The sequence below is a fragment of the Ralstonia sp. RRA genome (assembly GCF_037023145.1).
GTDB lineage: Bacteria > Pseudomonadota > Gammaproteobacteria > Burkholderiales > Burkholderiaceae > Ralstonia.
Genome location: NZ_CP146092.1, coordinates 1,741,083 through 1,753,271 on the forward strand (window position 1 = coordinate 1,741,083; position 12,189 = coordinate 1,753,271).

11 protein-coding genes are annotated in these 12,189 nt (G+C 62.9%); 10 read left to right on the forward strand and 1 reads right to left on the reverse strand.

All coding sequences use genetic code 11. The features are described from left to right. Positions 1–50: 50 nt before the first annotated feature. The 3 genes from V6657_RS25860 to V6657_RS25870 are packed head-to-tail and all read left to right on the forward strand — an operon-like array spanning position 51 to position 3,289. Positions 51–548: a helix-turn-helix domain-containing protein gene (locus V6657_RS25860; RefSeq protein ID WP_248694743.1), complete on the forward strand. Its 498-nt coding sequence runs from the start codon at positions 51–53 to the stop codon at positions 546–548. A gap of 15 nt (positions 549–563) precedes the next feature. Next, on the forward strand, positions 564–1,670 hold the full coding sequence (locus V6657_RS25865; RefSeq protein ID WP_048931421.1) for an HlyD family secretion protein: 1,107 nt from the start codon (positions 564–566) through the stop codon (positions 1,668–1,670). Next, entirely contained in the window at positions 1,667–3,289 is a 1,623-nt protein-coding gene (locus V6657_RS25870) for a DHA2 family efflux MFS transporter permease subunit (protein WP_048931422.1), read from the forward strand. Before V6657_RS25865 ends, V6657_RS25870 begins: the two co-directional genes overlap by 4 nt. A 121-nt stretch (positions 3,290–3,410) precedes the next feature. On the opposite strand, the gene V6657_RS25875 is transcribed toward V6657_RS25870, so the two are convergent. Next, the gene (locus V6657_RS25875; protein ID WP_021193780.1) at positions 3,411–4,145 is read right to left on the reverse strand and encodes a GntR family transcriptional regulator; all 735 of its coding nucleotides are present in this window, start codon (positions 4,143–4,145) and stop codon (positions 3,411–3,413) included. Between the two features lie 203 nt (positions 4,146–4,348). On the opposite strand from V6657_RS25875, the gene V6657_RS25880 reads away from it, so the two are divergent. The 7 genes from V6657_RS25880 (at position 4,349) to V6657_RS25910 (ending at position 11,972) form a co-directional block, all read left to right on the forward strand. Continuing rightward, a complete protein-coding gene (locus V6657_RS25880; protein ID WP_048931423.1) occupies positions 4,349–5,779 on the forward strand; it encodes an MFS transporter in 1,431 nt (476 codons plus the stop codon). Positions 5,780–5,849: 70 nt separating this feature from the next. Continuing rightward, on the forward strand, positions 5,850–6,719 hold the full coding sequence (locus V6657_RS25885) for an isocitrate lyase/PEP mutase family protein (protein WP_048931424.1): 870 nt from the start codon (positions 5,850–5,852) through the stop codon (positions 6,717–6,719). A gap of 3 nt (positions 6,720–6,722) precedes the next feature. Continuing rightward, the gene (leuC, locus tag V6657_RS25890; protein WP_048931425.1) at positions 6,723–8,120 is read left to right on the forward strand and encodes a 3-isopropylmalate dehydratase large subunit; all 1,398 of its coding nucleotides are present in this window, start codon (positions 6,723–6,725) and stop codon (positions 8,118–8,120) included. 2 nt (positions 8,121–8,122) lie between these two features. Beyond that, positions 8,123–8,764, forward strand: a complete 642-nt coding sequence (leuD, locus tag V6657_RS25895) for a 3-isopropylmalate dehydratase small subunit (RefSeq protein ID WP_048931426.1) — start codon at positions 8,123–8,125, stop codon at positions 8,762–8,764. Then, positions 8,758–9,324, forward strand: a complete 567-nt coding sequence (locus V6657_RS25900; protein WP_048931427.1) for a YbhB/YbcL family Raf kinase inhibitor-like protein — start codon at positions 8,758–8,760, stop codon at positions 9,322–9,324. The genes leuD and V6657_RS25900 overlap by 7 nt, the downstream gene beginning before the upstream one ends. A gap of 17 nt (positions 9,325–9,341) precedes the next feature. Next, complete coding sequence (locus tag V6657_RS25905) at positions 9,342–10,772, forward strand: MmgE/PrpD family protein (RefSeq protein WP_048931619.1); 1,431 nt, start codon at positions 9,342–9,344, stop codon at positions 10,770–10,772. A 69-nt stretch (positions 10,773–10,841) separates the two neighbouring features. Next, entirely contained in the window at positions 10,842–11,972 is a 1,131-nt protein-coding gene (locus tag V6657_RS25910; RefSeq protein WP_048931428.1) for a porin, read from the forward strand. Positions 11,973–12,189: the final 217 nt, after the last annotated feature.

The following is a 12,189-nucleotide window of genomic DNA, read 5'->3' on the forward strand; positions in this document are numbered from 1 at the left end:
ATATGCACCGGACATCACACAAAGGAACGCTTTGCCCCATCGCACGAGGCATGGGACACGTTGGTGACAGTTGGACCGTGCTGATCCTGAGAGAGGCCTTCTACGGCACAACGCGCTTTGACGACTTCCAAAAGCGGCTGGGCATTGCGCCCAACATGCTGGCTCAGCGTTTGCATAGGCTCGTGCACGACGGCATGCTCGCCCGCCGCCAATACAACAATCACCCGCCGCGCTCCGAATACATCCTCACCGACCTCGGTCGTGAATTCCGGCCTGTCCTGCTGATGCTGATTGCGTGGGGCAACCAGCATTTCTCGCCGGAGGGCGCGATGGTCCAACTCGTGGAGCGCGCATCCGGACGCGTTGTTCAGCCCCTCGTCGTCGATGCGCTCACCCGCGAGCCCATCACCATTGACGACCACCGTCTCGCACCCGGACCAGCCGCCAGCGAAGCACTCCGCATTCAGCTTGAACGGCATTCGGAAGATGCCCACCCAACCGAACTCGCCCTAACCGAACTCGCCCTTTCGGCGACCGAAGACCTTTGACTCAGGAGAGATGTCATGACCAGCACCGCAACCGCCGAACGCGTCACGTCCGAGCCCCCGGCCGTCAAACCGAAGCGCGCCAGGAAACCACTGCTCATCCGCGGAGGCATTGCCCTAGCGGCGCTTGTCGCTCTGGGTTATGGCTATCACTGGTGGACCGATGCGCGATTCGTCCAGAGCACTGACGACGCCTATGTGGGCGGCGACGTGACGTTGATCGCAGCGAAAGTACCCGGCTATATCACCGAGGTTGCCGTGACCGACAACCAGCAAGTCCATGCCGGCGATGTGTTGGTACGCATCGACAACCGCGACTATCGCGCCGCACTGGCGAAGGCAGAGGGGGCCGTGGCGGCCCAGCAGGCACTGCTCGCCAATCTGGACGCGCGCCAGAATCTGCAGCTAGCAACGATTGCGGAAGCCAAGGCTGCCGCAGCGGCGGTCAACGCAGATACGGTGCGAGCCCGCGACGATCAAGTGCGTTACGCCAACCTGGTCGCCAAATCGGCCGTGTCGATCCAGAGTTCGCAGAAGGCCGATGCTGACTACAAGCAATCGGTGGCCAATGGTGAAAGGGCCAAGGCTGGTGTGCTGGCTGCCGAGCGCCAACTGGACGTCATTGCCACGCAAAAACAGCAAGCCCAGGCCGCGCTGGCCCAGGCCATTGCCGAGCGGGATCTCGCCAGCATCAACCTCGGCCACACGGAACTCGTCGCTCCGGTTGACGGCACCATTGGGAACCGGCGGGCACGCGTTGGCGCATTTGCCGCAGGTGGCGGTCAACTGCTGTCGATCGTGCCCTCCAAAGGCCTCTGGATCGACGCGAACTTCAAGGAAGGCCAACTGGCAAAAATGAAGCCCGGGATGCGGGCCACCATCGTCGCCGACGTATTGCCGGGCAAGATCTTCCATGGTCGCGTTGACAGTCTTTCCCCCGCCACCGGCGCGCAGTTCAGCGTGCTGCCGCCGGAAAACGCCACCGGCAACTTCACCAAGATTGTTCAGCGCGTGCCAGTCCGCATCGTCCTCGATGCGGAAGACGCCAAGCTCGGCGTTCTTCGCCCCGGCCTGTCCGTAGAAGCTGAAATCGATACGCATGCGGTTGAACAGGTGAAATCATGAGTGCCGCCGCAGCTACCGTCCCGGCCTCTACCGCCACGGGTGCGCCCCCGTCGGCCCTTGTGTTGCCCAGTGAATTGCCAATGTCGACCAAGGTCTTCGCGTTCGCGACGATGTGCGTGGGGATGTTCATTGCCCTGCTCGACATACAGATCGTTTCGGCATCGCTGCGTGACATTGGCGGCGGCCTCTCTGCCGGGGCCGACGAAACGGTTTGGGTGCAGACCGCCTATCTCATCGCAGAGATCATCGTCATCCCGCTGTCCGGCTGGCTGGCTCGGGTCATGTCAACGCGCTGGCTGTTTGCGGTGTCGGCGGCGGGCTTTACGGCTACGAGCCTGCTCTGCGGCATCGCGTGGAACATTCAGAGCATGATTGCGTTCCGGGCCGCGCAGGGCTTTCTGGGCGGCTCCATGATCCCGATGGTGTTCACCACGGCGTTCGCCTTTTTCGCAGGGCGCCAGCGTGTATTGGCTGCGGCAATCATCGGCGGACTCGCCTCCCTCGCTCCGACCCTTGGCCCCACCATCGGCGGCTGGATCACCGACAACTTCTCGTGGCACTGGTTGTTCTTCATCAACCTTGTGCCTGGAATCTTCATCACGATCGCGGTGCCGATGCTGGTGAAGGTGGATAAACCCGACTGGTCTCTGCTGCGTGGCGCTGACTATGTGGGCATGGTGCTCATGGCGCTATTTCTCGGCTGCCTGGAGTACACGCTGGAAGAAGGCCCACGCTGGGATTGGTTTGGCGACGACACCATCCTGGCGACGGCATGGATTTCAGGCCTCGCAGGGATCGCTTTCCTCTGGCGATCGCTCACCTATGCCAATCCGGTCGTCGATCTGCACGCGCTCAAAGACCGCAATTTCGCCCTGGGATGCTTCTTCTCCTTCGTTACCGGCATCGGCATCTTTGCAACGATCTACCTGACGCCCCTCTTTCTGGGCCAGGTGCGCGGCTTGAGCGCCTTGCAAATCGGGCTTGCGATCTTTTCGACGGGCCTGTTCCAGGTGGCATCCATTCCGCTCTATGCGTTCCTGGCAAACCGCGTGGATTTGCGTTGGCTGCTGATGATTGGGCTCAGCCTGTTTGCCGTTTCGATGTGGAATTTCGCGCCAATCACGCATGACTGGGGGGCCGCTGAGCTCATGCTGCCTCAAGCGTTGCGCGGCATGGCGCAGCAATTCGCCGTCGCCCCGACCGTCACGCTCACGTTGGGCAGCTTGCCGCCCGCCAAATTGAAGCTCGCCTCAGGGCTGTTCAATCTGATGCGCAACCTCGGTGGCGCCATCGGTATCGCGGCTTGCGCCACGATCCTCAATGACCGCACCAACCTGCACTTCCTGCGCCTGGCCGAGCACCTGAATATTCGCAACGAGTCGATGGCTTCGCTGCTGCAGACAATCAGCGCCAACGCGGTCGCACTTGGCAATGACATGAGTGGCGCCGATGCCGCAGCCCTCAAGCAATTGTCGGCATTGGTCATGCGAGAGGCGCACACGCTGACCTTCTCCGACGCATTCCTTGTGATTCTCGTCTGCTTCGCCATTGCCACCCCGATGGTATTGCTGATGCGCAAGGTAGCGCCGCCCGCCGCACCTTCGGCTGACGCTCACTGAAGCTGGACGACACCTGTTCTCGCACGACCACGCATTGGAGCCGCATAACATGGTCCGCCTTGCCGCAACGAACGCGTTTGTCCGGGTGGTCGAAGCCCGGACATGGGGCAATGGTGCGTCATCACGTGGCTACGTCATGCACGATGGTTCCGGCCGCGAGCGTATTCATAGCGCCGATCTCGAAATCCATGAGGATTCGGCTGCGCTCCGGCGACATCACGACGGCCAGGTACTGAACGGGCCGCTTCTGCTCGTCATAGATCAATCGGTTGATGCGCATGAGCGGCTGCCCCGGCGGCACCTGGAGCAATCGGGCCTGTAGCGGCGACGCGGCGATGGCTGTGTATTCCTGCACCACGCGGTCGAACCGAACACCGCGCTGCATTAGCAACTCAAAGAGCGGTTGCGCTTCCAGGTCAGCCTGATTGACTTCGCCTATATAGGCCTCCGGCACCCAGGCTTCCGTAATCATCACGGGCACCGCAGCCTTTCGCCGCAAACGCGTGACATGCAACAGGCGCGAATCGTCATCGACGTTCAGAAGTTGCGCGATGTCGCCGCCCGCCACGGGGTGCTCCAGGCTGAGCACTTCCACCTGGGTATCGCCAGAAATCTGACGCAGTGATTCGATGAACCCCAGCGTTGCCATCGGGCGCATTGCGGGTAGCTCAAGCCGGACGAACGTGCCTTTCCCCTGCCGCTTTTCCACCAGCCCTTCGGCTTCCAGATCGGCCAACGCGCGCCGCACTGTGATGCGCGATACGTCAAACAGCGCGCACAGCTCTTCTTCCTTCGGAAGCATCGTTCCCGAGCGGTACTGACCGCGGACGATCTGATCACGCAGCACGGTGAACATCTGGCGATGCAAAGACGTGCCCGGGCTACGTTTCAGTGCAGTTGAATTCACATTTGAGGTCATCTTTAGCGCATCTCCCTTGACGGCGGGAGCTTAGCCGAACTTTTCCTTGCGGTGTTATGTGTATCACATCATAATGACATGACAACATAAACTGTGGTGACGGCCCGACCCGGATAGCCACATCGATACACGGAGACACCATGACCCATCAGACGCTGTCGGCAATGCGGGAGACGCAGGTCTCCAGCGCCCGCCTCACTGCCGGCGAGTTGGCCGCACGCATCGACCGCCTTCCGGCGACGCGCAGCATCTGGAGCTTGGTGTTGTTGTTGTCGTTGGGTGCCTACTTTGAGTTCTACGAACTCTTCTCCACGGCCTATGTGCTGCCAGGGATCATCAAGAGCGGCGTGCTGAGCGCCACCACCGAGGGGTTCTTTGCCTTCAACGGCGCAGCGAGCTATATCGCGGCGACATTTCTTGGCTTGTTGATCGGCGTGCTGGCCTTCGGCTCCGTCGCTGACCGGCTCGGGCGACGTTCCGTGTTCACGGTCGCGCTGCTCTGGTACTCGGTGTCGGCCGTGTGCATGGCGTTCCAGCACGATGCGGTGGGGCTCAACTTCTGGCGACTGATGACCGGCATTGGTCTTGGCGTCGAACTCGTCACGATCGATGCCTACCTGAGTGAGCTGGTGCCCGCGCGCATCCGCGGCCGGGCATTTGCGGTGAGCACGGTGATCTCCTATCTCGCGGTGCCTTCCGTTGCACTGGTCGCCTGGTTGCTCGTGCCACGCTCGGTATTTGGCCTGGAAGGCTGGCGCGTTGTGATCCTGCTTGGCGGCGCAGGAGCATTGCTGGTTTGGCTGCTGCGCCTGGGGCTGCCGGAAAGCCCGCGCTGGTTGGCCAGTCATGGCCAATTGGAGCAAGCAACCGCCGTGGTGGAACGCATGGAAGCAAAAGCGCTTCAACAGAGCGGCCGCTCCTTGCCGATTCCTCAGCCACCCCGTGCGGTTGCGGTGGGCGAGCGAGCCTCCTTCCGCGAGATCTGGCAAACACCGTACCGACGCCGAACCGTGATGCTGGTCATCTTCCACGCCGCCCAGGCGATTGGCCTCTATGGCTTTTCCAACTGGATGCCGACCTTCCTGGTGCACCGCGGCGTGGGGCTGTCATCGAGTCTGGAATACGGGCTGATGGTCTCGTTTGTGGCGCCGCTCGGCCCGCTGCTGGCGGTGAGCTTTGCCGACCGTGTCGAGCGCAAGTGGCTGATTGTGGCCGCAGCGTTGGTGATGTCCGCCGCCGGCGTGATGTTCATCAATCTCGACAGCGGGCTCGCCATTCTCATCACGGGTGCTTTGCTGACGCTCTGCGGAACCTTGATCTCGCTGGGTTTCCATGCGTACCAGGCCGAGTTGTACCCGACACGCAGCCGGGCAATGGCGATCGGCTTTGTCTACTCGATCAGCCGTGTCTCTGGCGCGTTGAGCGGGTTTCTCATCGCCGCCTGTCTGAAGTACGCCGGTGTGCCCGGTGCGGTCGGACTGATCGTCGGCTGCATGCTGATCGTCGCCTTGAGCATTGGCTTGCTCGGCCCCCGTACCGCAGGACGCTCCCTCGAAGACATCAGCCGGTAATGCGACCCGGCCCGACCATCTGCGCGGGCTTCCAGTGCCCGCCTTTCAAGAACCACGCCAGGAGTTATCCATGAACGCTGCAAACCAATTACGCCAACTGCTCGCTCGACCAGAGATCGTGGTCGCCCCAGGGGCCTACGATGGACTGACCGCACGCCTGATCCAGCAGGCAGGATTCGCTGCCGTCTACATGACCGGCGCCGGTACCGCCGCCGCGCGCGGGTTCCCCGACTTCGGCCTGCTCGGCATGAGTGAGATGGTCGACAACGCCGCCGTGATCGCGCGCTCGGCGGACATTCCCCTCATCGCCGATGCGGACACCGGCTATGGCAATGAACTGAATGTCACGCGCACCGTACGCGAGTTCGAAGCGCGCAACGTTGCAGCCATCCATCTGGAAGACCAGGTTTTCTCCAAGCGCTGCGGCCATCTGGATGGCAAGGAGATCGTCGAGCGCGATGAATACATCGCCAAGATCCGAGCGGCTGTCGCCGCGCGGCGCAATCCGGATTTCACGATCATCGCCCGCACCGACGCACGCGCCGTCGTCAGCCTCGACGAGGCCATCGAGCGCGCCAATCTGGCCATTGAAGCGGGCGCGGATATGGCGTTTGTCGAAGCGCCTCGCACGCTGGAGGAAGTCGCGGCCATTCCGCGCGAGGTGAAGGGTCCCTGCCTGCTCAACCTGGTGCCCGCGGGGCGCACGCCGCTGCTGCCGTTTGCCCAGGCGCAGGACTTGGGCTACCGCATGGTCATCCTTCCTGGCCTGCTGTTGAAGGCAACCATGGAAGCGGGTGATGCCGTTCTGCGAGATGTCCGGCAAACCGGCCAGATGCCACCGCTCAAGATCGACGCGAGCGTCGCTGAGTTCTTCCGCCGCTTTGGCTCGGACGAATGGAGCGCACTGCGGCAACGCTTCCAACAAAACCATCAAGGGTGAGCCATGGGACGTACGCTTTTCGACAAAGTATGGGATGCCCATGTCATCAAGGACCTGGGCGACGGATGGGCTCTGCTGCATATCGATCGGCACCTGCTGCACGATCTTTCGGGGGCACCCGCACTCGGCGAGCTGGCCAAGCGAACGCTGCCGCCGCATAGCCCGGAGCTGTGCTTTGCAACGCCGGACCACGTGGTCTCCAGCGCGCCGGGCCGCACCGAGAAGACCTACCCCCTCGGCGGCATGCTCTGGGCCGGCCTGAAGCAGGGAAGTCAGAACGGACACATTCGCCTGTTCGATCTGGGGCAGCCCGGCCAGGGCATCGTTCACGTTATGGCGCCCGAACTGGGGATCGCGCTGCCCGGCACCACGCTGGTGTGCGGTGATAGCCATACCTGCACCAACGGCGGCCTGGGTGCGCTGGCATTCGGTATCGGCTCGTCCGAGATCGTGCACGTGCTCGCTACCCAGACGTTGCGCCAGCAGAAGCCGCTACGCATGCGCGTGCGCGTGGAAGGAACTCTGCCGGTAGGCGTGACGCCCAAAGACCTTGCACTGCACCTCATCGCCAAGCTCGGCGCATCCGCAGGCGTCGGGTATGCCGTGGAGTTCGCGGGGCAGACCATTGAGGACATGTCTATCGAAGGCCGTCTGACGCTGTGCAATCTGGCCGTCGAGCTGGGTGCCAAATACGCGCAGATCGCGCCGGACGACACGACGTTCACCTACTTGCGCGATCGGCCCTTCGCACCGCAAGGCGAGTTGTTCGAGCGTGCCGTGGAGGACTGGCGCGCGTTGTCCAGCGATGCCGATGCCGTGTTCGATTGCGAAGTGCAGTGCGATGCAAAGGAGGTGCCCCCAACCGTGACGTGGGGCACAAGCCCAGATCAAGCCATGTCGATCGATGGCCGCATCCCAGACCCGGAAACGGCTGGGGATGCAGCGCGCGCAGAAGCGTGGCGCACCGCGCTGGAGTACATGGGGTTGGATGCAGGCCAGCCATTGGCGGGCACGCCGGTGGATTGGGTCTTCATCGGGTCCTGCGCCAATTCGCGCCTATCGGATCTGCGTGATGCGGCCAGTGTGGTCCGGGGCAAGAAGGTGGCGCCCGGCGTGACGGCCTGGGTGGTCCCGGGCTCCGAGCTGGTCAAGCGCGCTGCCGAGGCCGAAGGGCTCGACGTGGTGTTCAAGAACGCCGGGTTCGAATGGCGTGAACCGGGCTGCAGCATGTGCGTTGCCGCCAATGGCGAACGCGTTCCATCCAGTGCCCGGGCCGTCTCTACGTCCAACCGCAATTTCGTTGGCCGCCAAGGGCCGGGCGCGCGCACCCACCTGGCAAGCCCTGCGATGGCCGCCGCCGCTGCCATCGCCGGCACCCTGATCGATATCCGGAGCCTCTGACCATGCAACCCTTCAAAACGCTCGTCGGTTTGGCGGCGCCATTGCCACGCGCCAACCTGGACACCGACGTCATCATCCGCATCGAACGGTTGACCACGGTGCCCCAAAACGAGCTGGGCCAGTATGCCTTTGAGGCAATCCGGTACCTCGCCGACGGCACCCCTGATCCGGAGTTTCTTCCAGCGCGGCCCGAATTCAACGGCGCATCCATTCTTGTCAGCGGCGCCAATTTCGGTTGCGGCTCCTCGCGCGAAAGCGCCGTCTGGGCCCTGCTCTCCATGGGGTATCGCTGCGTGATCGCCCCGAGCTTCGGGAGCATCTTCTACAACAACTGCTTTCAGAACGGCGTCCTGCCGCTCACGCTGGACGAAGCACAAGTCAACGAGCTGACAACGCTTGCGCGTCAAGCCAAATCATTCACAGTCGACCTTGAACGCCAGGTCATCGAGGTCGACGGCCGGAGTTGGAACTTCGAGATCGACGCGTTGCGCAGAGACATGCTCCTGCAAGGCCTGGACGAAGTGGGCGGCACCCTGCTGGAAGACGACTTGATTCGCGCATGGCAGGCAGCCGATCGGGAGCGTCGGCCGTGGGTGTGGAATCTCTCGGGTGTCCAGTTCGACGGGCGAGGCAAGTCATGCTAGGCCGCGTCTTGGGGCGTTTGCTCAAAGGGCAGCGGGCCGGTGAAGACCGCCTGGCCTGGTATCACCCAGCCGTCTCATCGGCACCAGCGCTGCTGGAATTGCGCAGCGAGAGCTTCAGCGAAGGGCAGTCGATTCCCATCGCGCATGCCGGCCACGGTGTGGGCGCAAACCGATCGCCCGGCCTTTCATGGCACAACGTCCCGCCCGGCACCCAGGAGCTGATCCTGATTGTCGAGGATGCCGACGCGCCTCTGCCCCGGCCGTTTGTGCACCTGGTCGCCACTGGCATCCGGCCGACATCGGTTGGGCTGCCTGAGAGCGCACTGAATGCCGCAACGAACACCTACGCATCGCTGGGGCGCAACAGCTTTGGCAAGGCGATCTACGCGGGCCCGCGAGCCCTGCCCGGACACGGCCCACATCGATACAGCTTTCAATTGCTGGCCCTGAACCGGGCACTGCTGTTCTCCGAGCCGCCGAGGCTACGGGACGTGCTCGACCGCCTGGATGGGGCGGTGCTGGCACGAGGCCGCCTGAATGGTGTCTTCGAACGGTTTTGAACCACATGGAAAACAAGATGAACGTACATGCTCCACGCCAGGCCAGCGACCCGACAGGGCCGACCGGGCAACTCGCCACATGGCTGGCCAACTTCACACTGAGCACGGTGCCCGAGGCCGTGCTCGAACGCGCACGGTTGCTGCTGCTGGACGGCGTCGGCTGCGCGCTGGTCGGCGCACAGTTACCCTGGTCGCGCATTGCCGTCGAGTCCGTCCTTGGGCTGGAAGCCGAAGGGCCATGCAATGTCATCGGCTGGGGCCGCAAGACCACTGCGCCTGTCGCAGCGTTGCTGAATGGCACCTTCATCCAGGGTTTCGAGCTGGATGATTTCCACCCGCTCGCGCCGTTGCACAGCGCATCTCTGGTGTTGCCCTCGTTGCTGGCCACGGCGGAAAAGCTGGGCGGTGTGAGTGGCGAGCGCTTGCTGGCCGCCGCGATTGCCGGATTCGAGGTGGGACCCCGTGTGGGCCTGGCGCTGCATGGCGGCCAGATGCTCTCGCGCGGCTGGCATTCGGGGGCTGTCTTTGGCACGCATGCGTCCGCGGCCGCCAGCGGTGTGTTGCTCCAACTGGACACCGCAGCATTTGAGGATGCGCTTGGACTGGCTGCAACGCAGTCTGCGGGGTTGATGGCGGCGCAATACGAGGCGATGTCCAAGCGCATGCATCACGGCTTTGCCGCACGCAACGGGCTCTACGCAGCGCACCTGGCGGCGAGCGGGTACACCGGCATCCAGCGCGTGTTCGAGCGTGATTACGGCGGCTTCCTCTCAACCTTTGGTGAGGGGCACGCGCCCGATGCCACGCAGATCGCCCATGGCCTTGGCGAACACTGGGAAACGCCGACCATCGTGCTCAAGGCCCACGCCGCCATGGGCGGATTGCACTCGGGGCTCGATGCGCTGTTTGATCTCATCGCCAAGCATCAGCTACGTCCAGATCAGATCGACAGCATCGATGTCGATCTGTCTCACGCCGTCTACCACCACGGCTGGTGGGAGCTCGAGCGGCCGATTACGCCCATTGCGGCGCAGATGAACATTGCCTATGCGCTTGCGGTTGCCCTCCTCGATGGCGAAGCCATGGTCCGGCAGTTCGCTCCGGAGCGCATTGATCGTGACGATGTCTGGGCGCTCATTCCACGGATTCGCGCCCACCACGACAGCGCGTTCGACAGTGCCGGCCCGCTGGGTCGCGGCCGAACCCGCCTGCGTATCCGTCTGCGTGACGGCACCGCGCTGCAGGCCGAGCAACCGGCACCGAAGTCTGCGTTGCAGCCAATGCGCCGTGACCAGGTGGTAACGAAATACCGCCGGCTCACGGACGGCCTGCTGCCAGCACCGCGTCAGCGCGCCATCGAGACTTGTCTGCTGGAGCTGGAGAGCCTTGAGGACTCCGCCACGCTCAGTGAGCTCCTGGCCGGGCCAGTGGCATCGGCATTTTCTTGATGTCACCGGAAGGCAAACCCAGTAGTTGCTTTAGAACGGCCACCTAAAAAAACGAGGAGACAACACAGCATGAAATTGAAAACCATCGCCGCCGTGTCGCTGGCGACCTGCGCAGGTGCCGCGCTCGCGCAATCCAGTGTCACGCTCTACGGCGTGCTCGACACCAACATTGAGTATGTCAACAAGATGTCGTCAATTGCACCGGGGAGCGCGGGGTATCCTGGGCCAGCTGCCAGCCGAGTGGCGTTGAGTTCGGGGGCACTCTCCGGATCGCGCTGGGGGTTGCGCGGAGAAGACGATCTCAGCGGCGGAAACAAAGCCCTCTTTGTGCTGGAGAGTGGTTTCGGCGTCGATGACGGCAAGCTCCAGCAGGGCGGTCGGCTCTTCGGCCGGCAAGCGTTTGTCGGCCTGGACACCGGGTTCGGCAAGTTCACCTTCGGTCGGCAGTACACCGCGATCTTCGATACGCTGGCCAACTTTTCGCCAACCGCCTATGCCACCCAGTACGAGCCCGTCGTGGCCATGACTGGGCTGAACTTCCGGTCAGACAACACAGCCAAGTACACCGGCACGTTTGGTGGCGTCACCGCGATTGCCCACTGGTCTTTCGGCAACGGCGTCTTTGGTGCGGGTGAGGTGCCAGGGCAGTTCAAGCGCGACAGCGGTTACGGTGCGGGGCTGAACTACGCAGGCAATGCGTTCGGTGCTGCGCTGGCCTACGACGCCTACAACCCATCGCTCGCACCGTTCGGGGACACCGGCTACGGCAGCTCGAAGAAGCTCGCCGCCGCTGCGAGCTACCTCGTGGGTCCAGCCAAGTTGATTGCCGGGTACCGCTGGGGACGGACCGATTTCTCCAATAGCGCCACGCTCATTCGGGACGATTTGTGGTGGGCCGGCATCAACTACCAGGTGACGTCTGCGCTCATGCTCACGGTGGAGTACGACTACGACCAGGTCAAGAGCCTGCAATTGTCGAAGGCAGGAAAACCATTGAGTCAATCCAACCCTTGGCAAATCAGTTTCATCGCTGATTACAACCTCTCGAAGCGCACCGATGTCTACCTGACGACCGCCTATGTCAGAAATGCCGGGTTGAATTTCGATACTTCAGCGGTGGGCTTCGTCAACGGCTACTACCCGGGTGCTGGCCAGACCAGCATGGTGGGTGTGGCTGTCGGCATGCGCCACAAGTTCTGAGGACCGCGTCAACGAAAGTCTGCCGAGGTGCTCTACGTGGCACCCGAACACCGTAAAGCGCGCGTACGCCAGTCAATTCTGCAGACGAAGGCCACCAGGCAGGGCAGCGGTGCTTGTGGCCTCTTGCCGCAAAGCCGCTGCATCTCGAACGCCAGGCCCTGCTCTGCACGGCAGGACGGCTCAACTGGATCAAGGGCAGCCGGCAATCCCCCCAACA